Consider the following 22,259-nt stretch of genomic DNA (forward strand, 5'->3'; position numbering starts at 1 on the left):
TAAGCCCGGCAGAAAGACTCTGCCGGGCTTAATCGTTGTTGCAATCTCAATAAAGAAACGTCTAGACCTTGGCAGCCTGGAGTTCTTCAATGGAGTAATCCCAGATGGTGTTGTGGGGCTCAAGCTTTTCTTCGCTGAAGAAACGGGGAAGCTGGTCGTCCTTCTTGGTGAATCCGGCTTTGGCGTTGAAATCAAGTTCATCCTTGAGTGCGTTAACGCCCATGGCGATGAAGTCGTCTGCGGTGAAGTCGATTCCGTGAGCAGCGGAAACGAGGTCGCACATGCACTGAACTGCATCAGGAGTATCAAGAACGGCAAATGCCACGAAGAGGCAGAGTCCAAGAGAATCGATGGCTGCAGTAGCAATCTGGAGGTTCTTGGAGAGTTCGACCTGTCCTTCCTTGGAAAGAGGATCGACATCACCACCGACCTTGAGGATGTTGGTGGCTACTGCGTAACCAGCGGTATGGTCACCACCCATCGGGGTAGTTGCGTAGGTAACGCCGACACCCTTTACGGAACGGGGATCGTAAGCAGGCAGGCTCTGGCCTTTTACAGTGGGGATACGATCAACACCGAAGGCACGTCCGGCCATTTCGGTACCGTTACCCATAATGCGGCCCATGGGATCGGAAGAACCGATCTTCTTGAGCAGTTCGATGGCACCCTTGCTGTCGCCCCATTCGAGACCGCCGCCATCCATTACAACGGCCATGGTGGTGCCCATTTCAATGGTATCCACACCCTTTTCGTCACAAATGCGGTCCATGGTGGCGATATCATCGATATCGTTGATCAGGCAGTTTGCACCGAAACCCCATACGGTTTCATACTCGAAACCGGAGGTCAGGTAATTACCGTCCTTATCGTTGTAACGCTGGGAGCACTGGATTACGCAGCCGGTATGGCAGCCTTCCTTGGTCTTACCGTTACGGGATTCGATGACTTCAGCAATCTTTTCACCGGAGATGTCGGCTACCTTGTCAAACCGACCGCCACGGAAGTTCTTGGTGGGAAGAGCACCGGCTTCGTTGATGATGTTAACAAGAATGGCGGTACCGAATCCGGGCAGACCCTGACTGGTGACAGGATGACCCATAAGGATTTCCGTCCAGCGCTTGCGGGCTGCCTTGAACTTTTCAGGATCGGCAGGCTGCATGCGTCCCTTTGCAGCGGGATCAAGCACAACGGCCTTGACCTTCTTGGAACCCATAACAGCACCAAGGCCACCGCGACCTGCGGAACGGGCCGGGTTCAGATGCGGATCTGAAAATTGAATGGTGGAGGCAGAGAGGCACTGCTCACCGGCGGGACCGGCCAGAGCGGTTACAACCTTGTCTCCGTAAATCTTTTTGAGTTCTTCATGTGCAGGATAGTTATCCATCCCGACAATGGGAGTAGCGTCCTTGAACTCAACTCTGTCGGCGTAGATTTCAACAATTGAAAAACCGGCGCCTTCTTCAGGCTTGTCCTCGAAAACAATGGCGTGAATGTCCAGACGGGGCATCGTCTGAGCAAATTGTCCACCGGAGTTACTTTCCTTGATACCACCGGTAAGAGGAGACTTGGCACCGCATGAAAGCCTGCCGGAGTTGGACGCACCGGAACCTCCCAGAACACCGGTTGACCAGACAAGCTTGTTGGAAGCGGAAAGAGGATGACAGTCGGCAGGTACTTCCTTGTTTACCAGACGGGAAGTAAATGCGCGGCCGCCGAGACCTGCGTATTCACCAAGTTCTTCAAACTTAAACTCTTTCGTACGAGTATTAATTCTAAGGATTCTGGGCATCTGACCCTCCATGAATTTAAAAATTGAAAAAACCAACCTTCGATTCGCAATTAAAGTAAGTTTGTTAATAAGTGAGATAAATATAGTCACTGAATAAAAATTGTCAAAGAATTTAAATTATATCCCTGAAAGCACATAACTAATTTAATTATATCTTTTAAGACATATTAAAAAATCACATTGTACTTTCACACAAATATCACCGCATTACAGTAGCTGACAACTGAGTACATCAATATATATGCTCATCACTGCATAAAATAATTATTTTTTCAACCAGAAAAGCACAAATTAAAAACAATATATTTTATTACAACATACAAAACACAATATTCGGCGCCTATCGCTGTAAATCAAATTCTGCCAGCATCAGGATCAAAATATTATTTGGTAGAACACCTCTACCCAGAAGCTTCGCATGCAAAACATCCTAAACGAATAAAATCGCGGTTGCTTCATGGACTGATCAATACTAATGAAACTGAAATCAATTACATGATTTCCTTACGACCGCCGAGTAATGTTACTTTGTCCATTTAATATTTTCTGTGTTATGGTATGTATATGAAACGCGTTTATCCGGATAAAAACTTCTGTATGGGGTGCAGGTTATGCGAACTGGCCTGTCTTACATCCCACAGCGGACACGGTGATCTTGCGACCGCTTATATTAATGATAGGCCGGCCGGCTTGAGTCCCCGCAGAAAAGTTGTTGAAAACGGGGAAGAATGCGTGTCCATAGGCTGCAGACATTGCGATGAGCCCCTCTGTATATCTGCATGTATTTCAGGAGCACTGATAAAAAACGCTGAAACAGGGATAACTGTCTACGAACCCTCCCTATGCGTCGGCTGCTGGGCCTGCGTCATGGCCTGCCCGTACGGGGCCGTCAGACGCAACAACCTGGAAAACACCATCATAAAATGCGATCTCTGCACCGGGCGAGAAAACGGACCGGCCTGCGTTGAAGCCTGCCCCAATAAAGCCCTGAGATACGAGGAGCGTTAATTTTATGAAGTACGTCATAATAGGAAACGGAGTTGCTTCGCTGGGCGCCATTGACGGCATACGGAAACACGACAAGGACGGAACAATCACCGTAATCGGGATTGAAAATACCGCAGCCTACGGCAAACCGCTCACCTCTTACCTGCTTGCGGGAAGAATCAATCCGGAAAGGCTGTCCACCCGTTCGGAAGACTACTACGAAGGGAAACAGGTTACACTCCGCCTCGGGACAACAGTTTCCGACATTGATGTACATTCAAGGCTGGTCTCAACAACTGCCGGTGAACAGATTTTTTATGACAAGTTGCTCATTGCAACCGGCGGCACCCCTTATACTCCTAAAATAAAAGGCATGACCGGAGCTGATGTATACAATTTTACGGCGGCAAAAGACGCTTTCGCCCTGATGGCGGTGCTGAAAACCCTGAAAAAAGCGGTGGTGATAGGCGGCGGACTTATCGGGTTAAAGGCTGCGGAAAGCATGTACGCCAGAGGAGTGGAGGTTACTGTGGTGGAGGAATCCGATCGCATTCTCCAACTGACCTACGATGAAAAGGCAGCCGGAATCATCTCCGAACGGGCTGAAGCTGCCGGAATGGTCCTACGCTGCGGATCACTCGCCAAAGAAATTATCCGCGACAACAACGGGTCATTGCGGGGAGTCCTTTTGAACGACAAGTCATTCCTTGCATGCGATGCGGTGGTTGTTGCCATCGGCGTTCTTTCCAATACATCCCTGGCCGAATCCGCAGGACTGGATGTGGACAACGGCATAGTGGTCGACGATTACATGAAGACCAGCCGAAACAACATCTTTGCAGCCGGAGACGTGGCGCAGGCCCGCGATATTGTTTTCGACAAGAATATGGTTGTGCCCTTATGGTCCAATGCATACACACAGGGCTACTATGCAGGCAAGAACATGGCCGGCCACGAATCCGAATATCCCGGATCCATGTCCATGAGTTCTATCAGCTTTTTCGGCCTGCCGACCATATCCGTAGGCGAAGTCAACCATACCGAAGATGAACAGGATTACGAATCCTACATTTTTTTCGATGAAACAAAGCAGAGCTACCGCAAACTGGTTTTCAAAGGCAACCGGCTTGTGGGATATATTCTGGTCGGCGATATCGACTATGCCGGAATGTATACTTCATTCATCAAATTCGAATTCAAGGTAGACAGCTACACCAGACAAAGACTTAGCGAAGGGGAACCTAACGCCCTGATGTGGCCGGACGACTTCTTCAACAAAGCCTGGAATCCGGACTGATTTCCCGGCAGCAACATGCAAGAGAAATGATATTGCCGGTTTTCGGCGAATTGATGCGGAAGTTGTTGCCTACTCAATCGGTTTGCTGGTAAGTAAACGCTGTTTGCCAACGGCAAAACAGCGTTACGGCAATGTTTTTTACGCTTAATCCCGGAAAAAACCGGCCAAAACGAGAAAAAGCTTTACACTGTACCTAGAACCAAATACGCAAATGCCATGCCTGACGGTATGCCCGATGCGTTTCCGGCCCGATTCGTCCGAGGTAGACATTGCATCCGGGTTACCGTTTGCAATAAGGTTCTGTGTGCTTGGGGACAGCCTCTTTACAGTAAAAACCGGAACTCACAGGCACAACGGTTTTGCCTGCCGTAAAATTTTCTGATAAAGGCAAAAGGCTTTTCAACATTACAGGGAATAAAACCTGTTAGAAAGTTGGTTTTAATGAAGTCTTAAGGCTTACGAGCATATCTCGTCTGTCTCAAGGCAAAGCGGAAAATAAGGCTCAAATCTTTGTTTTACGCTCTTATCCAGAGGAAATCGGTGCGGAGTACAGCAGGCGGATATCCGTTTTACTAAGGAATTCCGAAGTACAGCACCGTCCGTGCGGGAATACGTATGTTTCCGTTTTATAGGCGGATTGTTTTATTCGTACACAGTCTTTTCAGGAGGACATAATGTTTTTTGCAGATATCGCCCATGCGATGGGTGCAGCCGGACAGCAGGGACAGGCTGGTCCCGCAGGAGCACTCGGTTCTTTTCTCCCCCTCATTCTCATGTTTGCAATTTTCTATTTTCTGCTCATCAGACCGCAGCAGAAGAAAGCCAAAGAGCATAAAGCAATGCTGGAAGGCATCCAGAGAGGAGACCGCATCCTGACCGCCGGAGGACTTTTCGGCAGAGTTATGGGCGTGGACGGGGATGAACTCACTGTCGAACTCGCTGAAGGTTTGCAGGTCAAGGTTGAAAGATCCTACGTAGCCGGCCTTGCCAACCCCGCCAAGAAAGCTGATAAGAAAGAAGCAAAAAAAGACAAATAAGTCTTTTGTAGTGAAGCCTTACAAGGCAAGTCACTTTCCGGCCCGGTCCGGGGGTGCTTGCCTTTTTGGTGTTTTTAGTAACCTATCCTATTTCTAATTATTTAAGGGAGAGGAGATGAACGGGAGTCTTCGTTGGAAAATTGTCCTGACCCTGCTTGTTGTCGTGTTTGGAGTTGCCTACCTCCTTCCTTCACTGCCTGCGGTTCAGAAATCAGATCTGGCTCGCCTTCTGCCTGAGGATAAAATCAGCCTCGGGCTCGACCTCAAGGGTGGAATACACCTCACTCTGGGCGTTGACATGGAAAAGGCCATGGAAAACAACCTTTCGCGCATGGGCGACGACCTGAGAGCCATTGCCAGGGAGGACAGCATTATCGTCCTCAAACCCAAAGTGATCAGCGGCGAGCGCATTGAAGCCGTGCTTCTCAAGCAGGATCAGAAAGAAGCTTTTGAAAAACTGGTCAAAAAAAGCTTCAGCAACCTCAATATCATCAGCACATCAGTAAAACCGGACGGTAAAGTCACTTATATTTTCGCTCCCAGTCCGGAATACAAAAAGTACCTGACCAAACTGACCATGGACCAGGCCATCAAGACGATCCGCAACCGCATCGACCAGTTCGGTGTGGCCGAACCGGATATCCGCAAACAGCAGGGCAACAGAATACTGGTTCAGCTGCCCGGCATGCAGGATCCCGAACGGGCCATCAAGATCATCGGCAAAACCGCTCACCTTGAGTTCAAGCTCGTTGATACAGATGCCGATCTGGAAAAAGCCCAGAAAGGTATACTTGCTCCCGGACGCGAGCTTACTGTCATCAGGCACAGAATGCCTGACGGCTCCTACATTGAAAAACCGATTGTCCTCAGAAAGGACGCCATGCTCACCGGTGAATACATCACCGATGCGCAGACTCGGTTTGACCAGTTCAACAAACCTTACGTAACCCTGAACTTCAACACCAGAGGCGCAAGGATATTCGAACGGGTAACCGGGGAAAACATCAAGAAACAGATGGCTATCGTTCTTGACGGAAAGGTTTATTCCGCTCCGACAATTCAGGATAAAATCGCCGGCGGCAGAGCCTCCATCACCGGCAGCTACTCCACTGACGAAGCTCACGATCTGGCAATTGTCCTGCGTGCAGGCTCCCTGCCTGCTCCGGTAAAAATCCTTGAGCAGCGCACAGTCGGTCCTTCCCTCGGACAGGAATCCATCGACAAGGGCATAACCGCCGCCATCGTCGGCAGTATCGCCATTCTCCTGTTCATGCTGGTCTATTACGGATTTGCCGGATTTGTTGCAGACGTTGTGCTCGTCCTCAACATCCTGCTGATCCTCGCCGGTCTGGCCCTTTTCGGCGCGACACTGACCCTTCCGGGTATCGCCGGTATCATCCTGACCATCGGTATGGCGGTTGACGCGAACGTAATCATTTTTGAGCGCATTCGTGAAGAACTCAGACGAGGACTGACCGCTAAGGCGGCAATCACCGAAGGATACAACAGGGCTACCCTGACCATTCTGGATGCCAACATCACCACCGTGATCGCGGCCATCATCCTTTACCAGTTCGGCACCGGACCTGTTCGCGGTTTTGCGGTTACCCTGACTCTGGGTATCATAACCTCCATGTTTACCGCCATCTTCGTAAGCCGCATCTTGTTTGATATTTACACCTCCAAGCGTGCAGCAGATGCACCGCTGAGCATTTAAGGAGAGTGACAATGGGATTGCAGATAATCAAACCTGATACCAAAATCGATTTTATCGGATTCAGGCGCAAAGCCTTCATTATCTCCGCCGTACTTATACTGCTCGGCGTGGTCTCCCTCGTTATGAAAGGCGGCCCGAAATACGGCATCGACTTTGCCGGCGGTATTGTGGTGCAGGTCAAATTCGATAAACAGATCGACGTCAAGGAAGTCAAAAGCGCCCTGAAAGGCAGCAACCTCCCCGGACTGGTTGTCCAGAGCTTCGGCCATGCCGATGATCGGGAAATGCTGCTCAGGACCTCTTCTTCCGACATAAGTTCCTCAGAAGTACGCAAAAGCATTTCAGACGATTTCACTGCCAACCTAAAAGGGACCGGCTTTGAAATTCAGCGTCTGGAAATGGTCGGCCCCAAAGTCGGAGCAGACCTCAGAACAAAAGCCCTTGAAGCCCTGTACTACGCAGTGCTGCTCATTGCCATCTACATCTCCGGCCGTTTCGAGCACCGCTGGTTTGCAGCGGCAATCATGGCCGCAGCTCTGTTTGGCGGAATCTCCGCGCTGCAACTGCTCGGACTTTCCACCGGAGTTCTTATCTTCGGCGCTCTGTTCATCACCCTTGGGCTATGCTGGTACTTGAAACTGAATTATGCGCTGGGGGCCATTGTGGCACTCATTCACGACGTATTGATAACAGTCGGTGTATTCTCAATGTTGGGTAAGGAATTCGACCTGACCATCATTGCGGCACTGCTGACCATTATCGGTTACTCGCTCAACGATACCATTATCGTTTTTGACCGCATTCGTGAAAACCTCAACGCCAAAATCAGCGACTCTCTTGCTGAAACCATCAACATCAGTGTCAACCAGACTCTGAGCAGAACCATCCTGACTTCCGGCACCACCCTGCTGGTTGTTGCGGCCCTGTTCGCTCTGGGCGGCGGTGTCATTCACGACTTCGCCCTTGCCCTGCTTGTCGGTGTCGGTGTCGGTACCTATTCATCCATCTTTGTAGCCAGCCCGATCCTTCTCGGTTTCGGTGCAGGCAACATCAAGGAAGATGACAGCACTGAAGGCGCCGAAGCAGCTTAATAAAATCTGCCTTGATAATCTGAAAGCGGAAACGGTTTCATTACCGTTTCCGCTTTTTTGTTATAGTTATTGCCTGAGCTCAGCAAAACTTTCAATGCAAGTGGTGACTTTCAATGCAGCCCTCTTCAACTACCAGGGCTGACAGCAGCTGATTTTGTTTCTCAAAAGCGCGAAGCGCATCAAGTCCTGTCTCTTTACGGAGTTAAGTTAAAAAACATTGTCGGGCATCCCGGCTAAACAAAATATGCCCCGTAGACAAGAACCGTCCAGACTACCAGAAATCCGCATAGTGAAGATCTGACATACAGATTCCCGGTCAGCGGTCTGATTCCGTCCGCCGCAAGAATTCCATAGCAGGGAAGAAGACCGAGGGAGTAACTGCCCTTTGCTGTACTGTAAACCGGCAGATTGAGGTACAGGTAGGTTATGGCCGTAAAATAGACCACGATGCAGGCTGTGATAAACATACGGCCGTTAAACACAGACCGGACCGGGGTCCGGAAAGTTCTGGCAATACCGACAAGAATTAACACAGAAGGAATCAGAGCCAGCAGTGCGGCTGAGGTCATCAGGTCATCATTCCATGGTGGCCTGCTTGCGAACCGGCTTACGCCGCTGAGGTTGCCGTCCAGCCAGATGGTTGAATACAGCCCGTCCCAGACTCCGTTTACAGTTGAGTATACCGGCTTGAAAACGGAACTGCCGAAAGTGCAGAAATGTTCCCACACCCGGTAGCCGTGATCCTGCCACCAGCCGATCTCCCTGATTCTGTCCCATCCGCCGATGAAAGGTTTTCCGTAATTCATCCAGTTACGCAGATAGTACCAGCCGCCGGTAACGGCCGTTACAACAAGTGCGCACCCTGTTCCTGCGAACGGATTGAACCGTGCCGAATGTTGCTCATCCTCCTCTTCTCCGTGAAGCGCAAGCAGGATAAAAAAGACCATGAGAGGAATAAGCAGCGATGCCGTTGCTTTGCTTAACACCGCACACCCTGCAAAAAATCCTAGCAGGAGGTACTGCTTTAATCCCCTCCGGTCTTCGCGCAGAACAATTGTCAGGGTCATAAAAATCGCCAGCGCGGAGAAAACCGCCGCAAAAGACTCATTGCCCCAGAACTGAGCCATAACGAAATTCATGGGCATGAATCCGCCGATGACTGTAGCTGTAATTCTTGCCAAAGCATCATCTGGGAAGACAAGTTCCGAACAGCGGTAGGTAATTTCGATCATTATTCCGCCGCAGACAAGCGGTATAAACCGCAACCAGTACAGCGCCGTGGTTGTATCGGTGAAAAACAGCAGAATCTTATAAAATATTGCTGAAACAATGTAATACAGGGGCGGCTGGAACATCTGCCAGCCCTCAAGCGGACTGGGAAGTTTCAAGTTTTGCGCAACGTATTCAATATATTTGAAGTGCCCGGTGGAATCCATTCCGAGCTTCAAAGGCAGGTCGTGAAAATTGTTGACGGCCATTATGGTCCACAATCCGAGCAGAAGAAAACGGATTGCGCCGGGACCGGGTTCAAACTTTCTTACGGATGCCGGTAGACGTTGTTTATCCTTCATCCAGACAAATCCGGCTCCAAGCAGAAACAGCGGGATCAGATACGGCAGCAGTTCCAGCAAAGCCAGGTCTGACCGCCTGAATTTATCCCCGATGAAAAGCCGACCAGTTTTGGCCGCATCAACAGCAGGTGTCCAGACAAAGTCGTCCCTGCTCGCCTCCCATCCGTCCGGAGTATTCAGATCAGCCATATCAGACCGAACGAGCAACGCCGGATGTGAATCCTCATTTACTACGGCAATCTTGAGTTCATGCTTTCCAGACGACAGGGATGGCAGCATGATATTCACTGCGTCGCGCCACTTGGTCAGGTCCCCATCAAACTTGCGCAGAGGTCTTCCGTCCAGCCATATTCCGGCTCCGCGGAATGCCCTGAGAGATATTTGCGGTTCAACCTCCTTATCGAGGGTAAAAAACCGCCGAAACAGCGTCATTTCGGAACCTTTGCTACGGGCATTCAGCCGGAACGGTTCATCAATTTTTATCCAACTCGCCCCGCCGTCAGCCGCAAGATATGTATTCTCGGGGCTGCGCATAGAACTTCGGACAGCAACGATGACGGCTCCCGCGAACAAAACAATTGCCAGCAACAGAATTACCGGCACAGCATGATTTCTGATTGATCCATATCCCATCTGAAGCTCCATAGAATTAATTCATATAGAATCCGTATACGTAAACGCCAGATTTGAACAGCTTTCGGGCCATGGCTGCATGATTTCCCTTTCCGCTGGCTGGCAGCCATCATACAAACGGAGCTTAACTGATCCGGGCAGATTAATCTGCGTGCCCCCCCCCACAAGACTCGTTTGTCGAACGCATGCCCTGCCGATTTTCCTGCCCGGATATCAACCGGGATTGCCGGTTCATTGCGTACAAAAAAACCGGAACCGGGAATTACCCGGCTCCGGTTCATATATCCGGAATCTGATCCGCAGATCAGAATTATTCATCGAGAATTAATGCACAACCTGTGAAGCCCAGACCATTACAAAGTAAATGTCGAGCAATATGGCTGCGAGTATGGAAGAAGTCATGACCAGTGCGCCCAGTCTTTTAAGCTTGAGAGAAGACCAGTCGCCGGTTTCAGGGCCGATAACGGGCTTTTCCTTTTCCTCTCCGAAATAGACTGCCTTGCCGCCCATGGGAGCGCCGAGCAGCCATGCTGCAGTAGCCATAGGCCATCCTGCATTAGGACTTTCGGTCTTGTTGGCATCAGTGATGAGGTTGGCGTATGCGGACTGCCAGTCGAGTTTCATCAGGCGTCCGGCAGCAAGCATCATCAAGCCGGTGATGCGTGCGGGAATGAAGGCCAGCACATCGTCAACTTTGGCAGCAAAATATCCGAATTCCTTGAATTCTTCATTTTTGTATCCCCACATGGAATCCATGGTCGATACAGTCTTGTAAACCCACATGCCGGCAGGTCCGGTTACAACGAGATAGAAAAACGGAGCCACAAAACCGTCATTGAGATTTTCGCTGGTGGTTTCAGCCAGAGCCTTGCGGAGACCGGCTTCATCCAGTTCAGAAACATCCCGGCTGACGAGTCCTGCAATAGCTGCGCGAGCCTGCTCTATTTTGCCGCTGTCAAGCAGAGCGGCGGCATTCTTGTGCTCACTGAGCAGGGAGCCGAGAGCAAGACCTGCATACGCAAGATAAAGTCCTACAAGCACTCCGATGAAAGGAATGGCCAGGAAAACCTTGAGCACGCCCCAGATGATGACGGCAAAACCGAAAACACCGACTCCGCCCATGATCTTATTGGCTTTACCGATGGATTTTACCCAGTTCCTGTACTTGTCGAGAACCTTGCCGATATAGCAGACCGGATGCGGAAACCATTTGGGATCCCCAAGAAAGAGATCCAGGACAAGGGCGACAATAGGAAGAAGAAACAACACTGTAGAATTGTCCATTGAACTTATATCCTCAAATCTTAAATCGTTTCAATCAGAGAGACCCGGCTCCCCGACACACACGGACGGCAAAAGGGGTAACAAATCCTTGAAGCATAATAATTGTCCCCGGTATCCGGAAATTCCCACACTCCGGAACCAGCCGTCACTCCACCATAAAAAAAGCGGTGCGGAAAACAATTCCGCACCGCTTAAACTACTAATTTTCGTAATAGGAGCGCAACAGGGCACTGCGAACAGGATGCCGCAGCTTTCTAAGAGCCTTGGCTTCAATCTGCCTGATGCGTTCGCGGGTTACGTTGAAAAGCTTGCCCACTTCCTCAAGGGTATGGTCGGACTTTTCACCGATGCCGAATCTCTTGCGCAGGACCTGTTCCTCGCGCGGGGTGAGATCGGAAAGAACCGTTGCAATCTGCTCACCAAGTTTGGTGCTGACCACTTCCTCGGCCGGTGCAGTTGCTTTCTTATCTTCGATAAAATCGCCGAGACTCGAATCCTCTTCATCCCCGATGGGGGTTTCAAGGGAAATGGGTTCCTTGGCAATCTTGAGAACTTTTTTAACCTTCTCAAGCGGATAATCCATTCTCTCCGCAATTTCTTCCGGGGAAGGATCACGGCCGAGTTCCTGCACAAGATAGCGGGAAGTACGGATCAGCTTGTTTATGGTCTCGATCATATGGACCGGGATACGGATTGTCCGGGCCTGGTCCGCAATAGCACGGGTAATGGCCTGACGAATCCACCAGGTTGCGTAGGTGGAGAACTTGTATCCGCGCTGGTACTCGAACTTGTCCACCGCCTTCATCAGGCCGATGTTGCCTTCCTGAATCAGGTCGAGGAACTGCAGCCCGCGGTTGGTGTATTTCTTGGCAATGGAGACAACAAGCCTCAGGTTGGCACGGATAAGTTCCTGCTTGGCCTGCATTGCGCTGTTGTTACCGTGCTTGATCCTCCAGAGAACTTCTTCGAGATCATGAACATTATGACAGCATTTTTCCTGCAGCCGGACCAGAATTTCCATTTTACCGGAGATCATTTCCTTGAAGGAAAAAAGCTCGTCAACAGTCATGCTCAGTTCATCGGCAGCCACAACCGGGTTGATATCGCGGTCGTCAATGCGTTTGAACAGTTCACGAATTTCCTGTTGTGTCTTCCCGGTGGAAAGGATATATGCGGAAAGGTCGCGCTGGCAGTTATGCATCTGGCGAACGTAATCTCCGACGGTTTCAATGATCTGGTCTATGAGCGTCTTCTCGATCTTGATATCGCGCAGCCGGTCTACAATTTCCTGCTTGAACACGATAATCTCATTCTGTTCCTTGGTAACTTTCTTATCCAGACGGGCACAGTAATCGAGCTTGCTGTATATCTTTTTCTTCTTGGTATAAATCTTCTTGACTTCGTCCAGCAGAAATATGACCCGCTGACGCTGGTTCATCTCGTCTTCGCTGGGATCGTCTTCTTCGATGGTCTTTACAACATCCTTGAGCTTGATTTTGGATTCATCAAGTTCTTCGCCGACGCTGATGAGTTCCTCAATGGCTACCGGAATCTCCACAAGAGCGTAGAGAACTTCCATTTCGCCGTTTTCTATCTTCTTGGCGATAACGACTTCGCCCTCCCTGTCCAGGAGGCCTACAGCACCCATTTCACGCAGATACATACGGACGGGGTCGGTGCTGCGGGATACGTAGTCCACGCTTTCTTCTTCGCTTTCGGTGAGATCGAGTTCGTCGTCTTCAACCTCTACTTCAACATTGCCTTCCAGAAAGCTGTCGCCTTCTTCCGGGGTGTTGACGATTGCGATGTTCAGCTGATCAAAAATCTTGATGACATCATCAAGCTGTTCGGACTTTGTAAACTCGGCCGGCAGTGCCTTGCTGAGTTGTTCAAAGGTAAGAAACCCCTGTTTCTTTCCTTCGGAGATCAGGGTCTTGATAGCCTGAATATCCTTAATGTTGCTCATCATCCCTCCATACAGAGTCGTTCAGGACTTTGAGATATGCGCTTACACGGTTCATATCGCCTTCCGCCTGAGCACGGCGAAGGGCGTTTGTAAGTTGTTTACGGCCCTGTTCGTATCTTTTACGGGCTATAATCTTACAGACATGCCGCCATTCTTCAGCCAGTTCTTCTTCGGAAAAAGATTCCTCGGACCTGCATCCGATATAGAACTGTTTTTCGGAATCATCGAGAAGAGGAATTATATCCTGCCCGCTGTGAGCCGAAATTTTAGACCACAGTTTTTTGCCCCAGTGCGAGTTCAGGACCTGTGAAATTCCTCTTTCCGAAAGCTCTTCGACATATTCCGGGTGCTTTACCGCATACCTCAAAAAATATTTATCATCTTTAGCCTGTGTGCCTACCGGCGGTGCAGTGACGGGTCTTTGTTCCACCCTGCGCTGCTCAACCGCTGAATTAAGCGCACCTGAAAAAACATTTCGCAGTTCCGCTTCCGCAATGCCCAGGCCGGATGAGACCTTGGGCAGATAGAAAGCCCGTAACGAAGCGCTGGACATTTTCTTTAAAAAGCCCTGCGCCCAGTCCATTACTTCACGCGGGGAATACCCTTTTTGAAGAGTAGCCAGAGAAAAATCCAGCCCGTCCCGCGCTTCATCCATAAATACCTGAAAACCTTCGGCCCCGCGAGACTGAAGGATACTGTCCACATCCTCCCCGTCGGGAAGAAGTATCACACCGCAGGAAACTCCCTGCGTGAGAATCATTTCTGCGCTGCGCAAGGCAGCCTTGAGTCCGGCGGAATCCCCGTCAAAGACGAGGTCTATTCTGGAACAGAATCCACCGAGACGCCGGACCTGATCCTGAGTCAGGGCCGTCCCCAGCACGCCGCACGAATTCGTATATCCGAACTGGTGCAGTGAAAGAACATCCATATACCCTTCCGTAAGCAGAGCCCGCTTGGTGCGGGATATGGAATTACGGGCGGCCCAGAGCCCGTAGAGATGATCGCCCTTTTTATAAATGGGCGTATCACTGCTGTTTAAATACTTTGGTTCTCCTTCTGTAATTACTCTTCCGCCAAAGGCAATAACCCTTCCGGATAAATTTTTAATCGGAAATATCAGCCTGGAACGAAAACGGTCATATGTCCGCCCCGAAGCGTTGCTGGACAACAGACCTGATTTAACGCCCTGATCTGCTGTATACCCCTTTGAAACAAGAAATTTTTCCAGCCCCTGCCAGTCTTCGGAACTGCATCCGAGACCGAACGCATCTATTACGGACGGCTGAATCCCCCTGCGCTCAAGATACTGCCTTGCCGTTCTTCCTTCCGGGCGCTTGAGCATGCGGGAAAAATAATTCGCGGCCTGCTCATGCATCTCCATGAAGATTTTGCGATCGGCACTTCTTTTGGCCGCCTGCGGATCAACTTTGCCGGGAGTCAGTTCAACTCCGGCTTCAGCCGCAAGCTGCTCCAGTGCGTCCTTGAACTCCAGACCGTTTATCCGGGCATAAAAATCAAAAATATCCCCCGAGGCCTGGCATCCGAAGCAATAAAAAAAACCTTCATCACTGTTCACGCTGAACGAAGCGGTCTTCTCGTTATGAAAAGGACAGAGCCCCATCCACCTGCCCGAAACCGGCTTCAGTTCCACATACCTGCGGACAATATCGGCAATATCGAGACGATCCTTGATGGCCTGTATGGCATCCCGGTCCAAAGAATCCTCCGTAAAATCAGCGAAACAATCGGAACCATTCGGAATATTGCATAATCATCAACCGACTCCTAGATAGCACGGCATCAGATAATTTGCACTATACTAATTCGACCTCAGTCATACCGTCGCCGCCCCTGTCTTCCGGGGCGAGCCTGTAAGCGGCAACTGCCGGGTTGCCGTCAAGAAACATGTGTACTTCCTTTCTGAGAACACCGGTTCCGCGGCCGTGAATAATTTCAATATCGGTGGCCCCACGCAGCAGGGCCTGATCAAAAAAACGACCTAGTTCGCTCATGGCCACATCCGCACGTTTGCCGCGCAGGTCTATCTTTAGAGTCATTTCGCCCTTGGGAGCGGCCTGCTCGGTAATCTGACGAACTTTTTCCTTCTCGGCCTTGCGCCCCACCGGGCCGAGCTGATCGGCAGGCATCCACATGGCTACACCGTCCATATCGACCTTGACCCGTTTTTTGCGATCATCCTTTTCCAGCACCACGCCCTTGCGGTTCCAGCTGAGATTCAGAATAGGAGAACCGACCTTGATGTCATCAAAGGAAAAAGGCTTGATTTCGGGCTTTGCAACCTCTTCGCCGCCAATGGACTTGCGGGCGTCTGCAAGCTTCTTCAAAGCCTGCTTACGTCCTATCTTACCTTCCTGCCACTGCTTGAGAACATTGCGTGACTGATCCTTGACCGCAGCAAGCACGGAAAGACGTTCCTTCTCAAACCGCTCTTCCAGCTTGGACCGTTTTTCCTCCAGTCTGGCCTTGATGCGATCCAGTTCCTCAAGCTCCTTCTCCCTGCTTACTGCAAGTTCGTTGAGCCTGTTCATGACCGAACCGGTATCGGAACCTTCCATAAGCAGATATTGCTCTGCCTTGGTAAGCAGATGTTCGGGAAATCCGTGTTCACGGGCAACGTCAAGAGCAATGGATGCCCCGACCTGATCATAGGCCATGCTGAACAGGGGCTTCTTGGTGGAGGGATCGAAAAGGACGCTTGCAGCGCGCACTCCCTCGGTCACCAGAGCATAGGTCTTGAGTGCCGGGAAATGAGTGGCGGCGAAACATGTAACCCCGTTTTCCAGCAGTCCGTCCACCACGGCCTGAGCCAGGGCGGCCCCCTGTGCCGGGTCGGTGCCGGAACCGAATTCGTCAAGAATAAAAAGAGTCGAGGAATCCATGGATTCCCAGATGCGGCTGATTGATTTGATCTGGGCGGAGAAGGTACTGACGTTGTCTTCAAGGGACTGCTCGTCACCCATTATGACGAAAATTTCCCTGTAGAGCGGCAGCACGGAACCTTTTTCCACCGGAACGGGAATTCCGCTGAAAGCCATGGCGGACAACAGTCCGACAGTCTTAAGACAAACGGTCTTACCACCGGCGTTCCCGCCGCTTACAATAAGAACTCTCTGGTCCGCAGGAAGTTCTATATCCAGTGGATGAACAATGCCCTCTACAGTGGCGAGCAGAGGATGTCTGGCGCCTTTCAGATCAAAACCTGCACCGGGAGTTACATCCACGGCAACGGCTTTCAACACGTCTGCAAAATTTATTTTGGCCTGCAGGACATCGTAGGAAACAAGAAAATCGTAGGCAGCCACGCACTGGTCGAATTCCGAACGGACCAGTCCGGTCAGATAGGTAAGAATCTTGAGTTCTTCAACTCGTTCCTGCTGCTTCAGTTCCTGCATGGTGTTGTTGAGTTCAACAAGAAACAGGGGTTCAAAGTAACAGGTTTCGCCGGTATTGGAATAATCGTGAATAATGCCCTGCAACCGGCCTTTGAAATTGGTTTTGAGAGGCAGGACATACCGGTCATTGGTGATGGTCATGAAATCATCCTGCATGAACCGGCTGATATCCTCGCCGTGGATGAAATCGCGCACTCTTTTGGCGCAACGCTGATGAAGGCTGCGGACGGACTGGCGTATATCGTAGAGTTCGGGCGAACTTTCGTCCTTGATGTTGCCGTCCTGATCCAGACAGCGTTTCAGCCCGGAAAATGTCTTCTCCGGCCAGCTGACCTCGTCCAGAAAATCAACTATGCGGTTCCACTCGCGCTTTTCAGCAATATCAAGAGCTTCTTTAAGCACACGGGCCTGTCCGAGTGTCTGTACGAGTGCGTACAGAGCATCGGCATCAAGGACATTGCCGGGCTTCACCAGATAATTGAACAAACCTTCAAGAGGAGGAAACTGACCAAGCCTGAAACCTGTCTCCCTTACAAAATTCTGTCCCTGCCGAAAAAAACGGGCAGCGGAATTGATTTCTTCCTCATCCGGAAGCGGAGAAAGTGCAAGACAAGCCTCGGCACCGGAAGAGGATACGGTGTAATCGGCGAGGACTTTGAGAACCTTCGGAAATTCGAGTAGCTGGAGAGATCTTGGCTCCATGGGAATCCAGTGTGGAAAAATGTTAGAACAACATTTCCCGGTTTACAGCCGGGTGCCAATACGTAAAAAACGGCAAACAGCCCCGGATTGACTCCGGGGCCTGCCGTTAAATACCGGTTGAAGCTGATCTTCAGGAGAGACGGGACCGGACCAGACTGCTTAAAGCCTTGCCGTCAACCTGTCCTTTATGGGCTGCCATGATGGCCTGCATCACCTTGCCCATATCCTGCATTGAAGATGCTCCGAGATCGGAAATAGCCTTGTCCACGGCTGCCTCAAGTTCCTCTGCGGAAAGCTCGGGCGGCATGTATTCGGACAACGCTTCGACTTCTACAGCCTCGATCTCGGCCAGTTCCGGGCGACCGGCAGTATTGTACTGCTCTATGGCATCCCGGCGTTGCTTGATCTGCTTTGCAACAAGTTCAAGCACATCTGCATCGGTAAGCTCAGCACCCTTGGCTTCGACAATGCGATTCTTGATTGCAGTCTTGAGATGCCTCAAAACCTGCTTCTTCACATCATCTTTGGCCTTATAGGCCGCTATGTAATCTTTATCGATCTTCTCAATGAGACTCATATGCTAACCAATTGACATTTTGCGCATTTTTTTAACAAGCCTTTTGCGGGCAGCAGCTTTTTTCTTTTTACGCTGAACGCTGGGCTTTTCGTAGTGCTGACGCTTTTTGAGTTCGGAAAGAACTCCTGCCTTTTCAACCTGCTTCTTGAAGCGGCGAAGGGCTATTTCAAAGTTGTCAGAATCTTCGAGGTAAACACCGGGCAATAAAATCACCCCCCCTTCATAAATCTCGCACTAAATTCATGTACGGAAGAGCGGTTTTATAGACGCATTTTACCCTTGAAGTCAAGGGGTGTAACACAAAAAAATATCCGGCACCCATCACTGGGTACCGGATATAAAAATACGAAAGTATCGAAAATTAATGCCCTATTGCGTCCTTTCTGGAATCCATCCATGCCTTTACAGCACAGTAGGCAAGGCCGGCGCCGAGGATACCGATAACAATGTACAGAACGCCGAAAAAGATAAAATGATCAGGCATCCACCAGGGAAGATCCTGAGGAAGAGGACTTTGAACAGTTTCTCCATGCAACATCATTCCAAAACTCCTTGATTATTTTACAGCGTCTTTGAGCAGCTTGCCGGGGCGGAATTTTACCACCTTGCATGCGGGAATCTTGATCTCATCACCTGTACGGGGATTGCGACCGGTACGTTCCTTTCTTTCGTCAACCTGAAAGGTTCCGAATCCTGTAAGGGTCAGTTTACCTTCGTTTACAAGAGTTTCCTCTACTGTATCAAGGAAATAGTTCAGGCAACGCTCTGCGTCTGCCTTGGTCATGCCGGCTTTGTCGGCGATTTTTACCACGAGTTCAGCCTTAGTCATCAGTCCTTCCTCCTTAAAACGGGAAAATGATTATTGCGGAACACTTGCGCGCTCCTGCCATTAACCTTGCCCAACGGCAAGAGTTGGTTTTAATCAAGTCGCAGCAGCAATCCAGACGGAATCGTGAAAGCTACCACCCAAAAAACCCACAAAAACAAGCCCCCCGGTCTGCACAGTCTTTACCACAATACAGCGAAAAACTTAAGATACAGACCCTGAAGAAAATCTAAAACAGGATTTTGCCCAACAAGTCAAGAGGGAAAATCGTTTTTAATGCATTTATGCAACCCCTGAAATTGCAGCGGTGACAAGGCCTCGGGGCGATCAGACAGGGCTACGCCCTCCTTCTCCGCCCATTCCAGCATACAATCTGAAATGAATGATTTCAGTATCTTGCCGAGTTGTTTGCGACGGTATTGGAAACAGTATTTTACAAAACCCGCAAGCCCTTCAATATCAACAGGTTTTTCATCCGCGGCCCGTGGGAAAAATTTTATCACCGCCGAATCCACTTTGGGACGCGGCCTGAAAACCGTGGGCGGAACCTTGAAAAGATACACAACACGGCAGAAGCTCTGAATCCAGACACTTATCGCCCCGTATTTCCGGGACCCCGGTTCAGCGGTGATGCGCTGCCCCACCTCATGCTGAACCATGAAAACGCAGGTGGCGTTGCACCCGGAAGCCACATCCCACATTATTTTCGAGGCGACATTGTACGGCAGGTTGCCCACAATTTTCCAGCTTACGGAAGGATCAAGTTTCGACCAATCGAACTTCAGCGCATCCAGCTGCACAACCTCGGCTTCAGGATACTCCTGAGCCAGTGCCGGGGCCAGATCCCGATCCATTTCAATAAGCTTCAGACTTGCGGGTCCGGCCTCGCGTATAAAACGGGTCAAGGCCCCCTGTCCGGGACCTATTTCTATTACCGAGTCATCTGCGGTTATTCCGAGGCTGTCCACAATCTTGCGGGCTATATTGTCATCCTGCAAAAAATTCTGGCCGAGACTTTTCTTGGCCCTGTGATTTATCTGCACAAAAACTCCGGTTTCAAATTAGGGTTACACCTTTGCTTATCTGCACGCTCCGCCATGAATCAATCTCAAAACTCACTCAGGAACGGGTTGTCCGCCAGGTGCGCGCAATCTGCAGGTCCGGCATTATCTGCAATCACCACACAAGACAACCAAAAGATGATCTAGCTAAATGCGCCAATTATCGCTCAAGACATAAACTATTTCCCAAAACGACCGACAAGAAAAACATAATTACTTCTATAAACCACAACAGAGGAGGTTTATATGGACTTCAATCTCCGCATAGGTTCCGAGCAGGTCCAATCGTACACATCACCAAGCGTTAACGTAAAAAACGTGGAAAAGGATGAAGAGGAACAGACCTCCCTGTCGACCGGCACCAGCGGTGACACGGTGGAAATTTCCGATACAGCCAAAAGCCTTCTGGCCCAGTCAAAATCCGCAGACCAGACATCGGACACCGAATCTTCCGAGGAAAGCGAGGACTCCTCAAGCTCCCAGCAGGAAGAAATGATCAGCCGGCTCAAGGAGCAGATTGAAAAGCTGCAACAGGAAATTGAAAAGTTAAAGCAGAGCCCTGAAGAAAACAAGGAACAGATATCTGCCAAGGAAAACGAACTGATGCAGATTCAAGGGCAGCTGACAGAACTTCTGGAACAGCAGGCCAAAAGCTCCGGCACGAGCATAGGCGGTGGAACCAGAGCCCAGGGATTCTCGAATTCGCTGACCTGATCCGTTCTTACCACGCATGCTTTTAAAGCGGAATAAGACGATTTCCATTCCCTGAATAAACAAAAGGGACATCGATAGCGAACGCCCCCATGACCTTTGACAAATGCGCTCAAAATAATTACTCCATTGGCATAAACAATCCATTAAGGATGGAGGAAATACATGAATTTAAGGGACCATATCCGCGATGTACCCAACTTTCCCAAAGAAGGCATCGTTTATTTCGACATAACCCCTCTTCTGGCTGATCCCGGCGCATTTCAGTATACCATCGACATGATGGCTGAACGCTTCAGCGATTACAAAGCCGACAAAATCGCAGCGGCTGAAGCACGCGGATTCATCTTCGGCGCTCCGCTCGCCTACAAGCTCGGCATAGGGTTCGTGCCCATCCGCAAGCCCGGCAAACTGCCCTATGATACCATTTCCGTTAATTACGATCTGGAATACGGCACCGACAGTCTGAGCATGCACATTGATGCTGTTGCAAAGGACGAAAAGGTTCTGCTCGTTGACGATGTTCTGGCCACCGGTGGAACAGCCGAAGGCATGGTCAAGCTTGTTGAAAAAGCAGGCGGAGTTGTTTCCGGCATCGGTTTTCTGGTGGAACTCGGATTCCTTGACGGTAAAACCAAACTCAACGGTATTCCGAACAGCCATCTGCTCCAGCTTTAATAAAGTACCGGCACAGGCTCCTTTTCTCCGTCCGGAGGAAAGGAGCTTTTTTATTTTCACTTAACAACAAAGGATTTTCCCATGGCAGTGATCGGCATCATAGGCGGCAGCGGACTTGATAATCCGGACATCCTGAAAGACGCAAAGGATTCGGAAACAACGACAGTCTGGGGAGCCCCTAGTTCTCCCGTAAAATCAGGAACCATTGCAGGGAAAAAAGTTCATATAATCGGCCGTCACGGCCGCGAGCACACCATTCCGCCCACCTTTGTAAACAATCGGGCCAATATACAGGCTCTCAAGGATCTCGGTTGCGACTGCATTCTCGCCACCACGGCAGTCGGCTCCCTGCGGGAGGAAATAGGCCGGGGTCACCTCGTGGTCATGGACCAGTTTATTGATTTCACCCGCAGACGCGCACTGACCTTCCATGAAACATTCGAACCGCATGCTCCGGCCCACACACCCATGGCCGAACCCTTCGACGCAGCCCTGAGAACAATGATGATCGAATCCTGCAACGAACTCGGCGTAACCGTCCACGACAAGGGAACAGTGGTAACGATCGAGGGCCCGAGATTTTCCACCAGAGCGGAATCATACATGTTCCGAGCATGGGGAGCGGACATCATCAATATGTCCACCGCCCCGGAAGCAATCCTCGCCAACGAAGCCGGAATACCTTACGCTGCCATAGCCATGTCCACAGACTACGACTGCTGGAAAACAGATGAAGCACCGGTTACATGGGACGAAATATTAAAAATATTTAAAGCCAATGCCGAAAATGTGACTTCAGCACTCATCAAGACTATCGGAAAACTGGATTAACAACTCAAAACGGCCAGACGGCTGCAACAGTGATATCCGGTCTGCAACAACTTATCTTCGGCGCGAATCATAGACACGGCAGCCGCCG

At 50.3% G+C, this 22,259-nt stretch carries 19 protein-coding genes; 8 read left to right on the forward strand and 11 right to left on the reverse strand.

All coding sequences use genetic code 11. The features are described 5' to 3' along the window. Positions 1 to 61: 61 nt before the first annotated feature. Positions 62 to 1,789, reverse strand: a complete 1,728-nt coding sequence (locus ACKU4E_RS05265) for an aldehyde ferredoxin oxidoreductase C-terminal domain-containing protein (RefSeq protein WP_320170032.1) — start codon at positions 1,787 to 1,789, stop codon at positions 62 to 64. 597 nt (positions 1,790 to 2,386) lie between these two features. Here ACKU4E_RS05265 and ACKU4E_RS05270 point away from each other — a divergent pair. The 5 genes from ACKU4E_RS05270 to secF all read left to right on the forward strand — a co-directional run bounded on the left by ACKU4E_RS05270 (position 2,387) and on the right by secF (position 7,918). Continuing rightward, positions 2,387 to 2,797 (forward strand): 4Fe-4S dicluster domain-containing protein, encoded by a 411-nt coding sequence (locus ACKU4E_RS05270; protein ID WP_320170033.1) that lies wholly within the window; start codon positions 2,387 to 2,389, stop codon positions 2,795 to 2,797. A gap of 4 nt (positions 2,798 to 2,801) precedes the next feature. Further along, the gene (locus ACKU4E_RS05275) at positions 2,802 to 4,073 is read left to right on the forward strand and encodes an FAD-dependent oxidoreductase (protein WP_320170034.1); all 1,272 of its coding nucleotides are present in this window, start codon (positions 2,802 to 2,804) and stop codon (positions 4,071 to 4,073) included. A 674-nt stretch (positions 4,074 to 4,747) separates the two neighbouring features. Further along, on the forward strand, positions 4,748 to 5,110 hold the full coding sequence (gene yajC, locus ACKU4E_RS05280) for a preprotein translocase subunit YajC (RefSeq protein ID WP_320170035.1): 363 nt from the start codon (positions 4,748 to 4,750) through the stop codon (positions 5,108 to 5,110). Positions 5,111 to 5,225: 115 nt separating this feature from the next. After that, positions 5,226 to 6,827, forward strand: a complete 1,602-nt coding sequence (secD, locus tag ACKU4E_RS05285) for a protein translocase subunit SecD (RefSeq protein WP_320170036.1) — start codon at positions 5,226 to 5,228, stop codon at positions 6,825 to 6,827. 11 nt (positions 6,828 to 6,838) lie between these two features. Next, positions 6,839 to 7,918, forward strand: coding sequence for a protein translocase subunit SecF (secF, locus tag ACKU4E_RS05290; RefSeq protein WP_320170037.1), 1,080 nt, complete (start codon positions 6,839 to 6,841; stop codon positions 7,916 to 7,918). Between the two features lie 233 nt (positions 7,919 to 8,151). Here secF and ACKU4E_RS05295 read toward each other — a convergent pair whose 3' ends face one another. The 10 genes from ACKU4E_RS05295 to rsmA all read right to left on the reverse strand — a co-directional run bounded on the left by ACKU4E_RS05295 (position 8,152) and on the right by rsmA (position 19,933). Beyond that, positions 8,152 to 10,122: a glycosyltransferase family 39 protein gene (locus ACKU4E_RS05295; protein WP_320170038.1), complete on the reverse strand. Its 1,971-nt coding sequence runs from the start codon at positions 10,120 to 10,122 to the stop codon at positions 8,152 to 8,154. A gap of 324 nt (positions 10,123 to 10,446) precedes the next feature. Next, entirely contained in the window at positions 10,447 to 11,406 is a 960-nt protein-coding gene (gene cbiB, locus ACKU4E_RS05300) for an adenosylcobinamide-phosphate synthase CbiB (protein WP_320170039.1), read from the reverse strand. A 199-nt stretch (positions 11,407 to 11,605) separates the two neighbouring features. Further along, positions 11,606 to 13,372 carry an RNA polymerase sigma factor RpoD gene (rpoD, locus tag ACKU4E_RS05305; protein WP_320170040.1) on the reverse strand — a complete coding sequence of 589 codons (1,767 nt, stop codon included), beginning with the start codon at positions 13,370 to 13,372 and terminating at the stop codon, positions 11,606 to 11,608. Next, positions 13,359 to 15,089, reverse strand: coding sequence for a DNA primase (dnaG, locus tag ACKU4E_RS05310; RefSeq protein WP_320170041.1), 1,731 nt, complete (start codon positions 15,087 to 15,089; stop codon positions 13,359 to 13,361). The genes rpoD and dnaG overlap by 14 nt, the downstream gene beginning before the upstream one ends. A gap of 97 nt (positions 15,090 to 15,186) precedes the next feature. Further along, entirely contained in the window at positions 15,187 to 17,487 is a 2,301-nt protein-coding gene (locus ACKU4E_RS05315) for an endonuclease MutS2 (RefSeq protein ID WP_320170042.1), read from the reverse strand. A 130-nt stretch (positions 17,488 to 17,617) separates the two neighbouring features. Further along, a complete protein-coding gene (locus ACKU4E_RS05320) occupies positions 17,618 to 18,064 on the reverse strand; it encodes a GatB/YqeY domain-containing protein (protein WP_320170043.1) in 447 nt (148 codons plus the stop codon). 3 nt (positions 18,065 to 18,067) lie between these two features. Continuing rightward, entirely contained in the window at positions 18,068 to 18,268 is a 201-nt protein-coding gene (rpsU, locus tag ACKU4E_RS05325) for a 30S ribosomal protein S21 (RefSeq protein WP_320170044.1), read from the reverse strand. Positions 18,269 to 18,425: 157 nt separating this feature from the next. Beyond that, the gene (locus tag ACKU4E_RS05330; RefSeq protein WP_320172660.1) at positions 18,426 to 18,605 is read right to left on the reverse strand and encodes a hypothetical protein; all 180 of its coding nucleotides are present in this window, start codon (positions 18,603 to 18,605) and stop codon (positions 18,426 to 18,428) included. Positions 18,606 to 18,620: 15 nt separating this feature from the next. Beyond that, positions 18,621 to 18,893, reverse strand: a complete 273-nt coding sequence (locus tag ACKU4E_RS05335; protein WP_320170045.1) for an HU family DNA-binding protein — start codon at positions 18,891 to 18,893, stop codon at positions 18,621 to 18,623. A 251-nt stretch (positions 18,894 to 19,144) separates the two neighbouring features. Beyond that, a complete protein-coding gene (rsmA, locus tag ACKU4E_RS05340) occupies positions 19,145 to 19,933 on the reverse strand; it encodes a 16S rRNA (adenine(1518)-N(6)/adenine(1519)-N(6))-dimethyltransferase RsmA (RefSeq protein ID WP_320170046.1) in 789 nt (262 codons plus the stop codon). Positions 19,934 to 20,197: 264 nt separating this feature from the next. Between rsmA and ACKU4E_RS05345 the strand changes: the two genes are divergently transcribed. The 3 genes from ACKU4E_RS05345 (at position 20,198) to mtnP (ending at position 22,171) form a co-directional block, all read left to right on the forward strand. Next, on the forward strand, positions 20,198 to 20,665 hold the full coding sequence (locus ACKU4E_RS05345) for a hypothetical protein (protein ID WP_320170047.1): 468 nt from the start codon (positions 20,198 to 20,200) through the stop codon (positions 20,663 to 20,665). Positions 20,666 to 20,827: 162 nt separating this feature from the next. Beyond that, positions 20,828 to 21,340 carry an adenine phosphoribosyltransferase gene (locus ACKU4E_RS05350; RefSeq protein ID WP_320170048.1) on the forward strand — a complete coding sequence of 171 codons (513 nt, stop codon included), beginning with the start codon at positions 20,828 to 20,830 and terminating at the stop codon, positions 21,338 to 21,340. Between the two features lie 81 nt (positions 21,341 to 21,421). Next, on the forward strand, positions 21,422 to 22,171 hold the full coding sequence (mtnP, locus tag ACKU4E_RS05355) for an S-methyl-5'-thioadenosine phosphorylase (protein WP_320170049.1): 750 nt from the start codon (positions 21,422 to 21,424) through the stop codon (positions 22,169 to 22,171). Positions 22,172 to 22,259 lie beyond the last annotated feature (88 nt).

Origin of the sequence: Maridesulfovibrio sp., from assembly GCF_963677005.1 — a bacterium.
Classification (GTDB): Bacteria; Desulfobacterota; Desulfovibrionia; order Desulfovibrionales; family Desulfovibrionaceae; genus Maridesulfovibrio.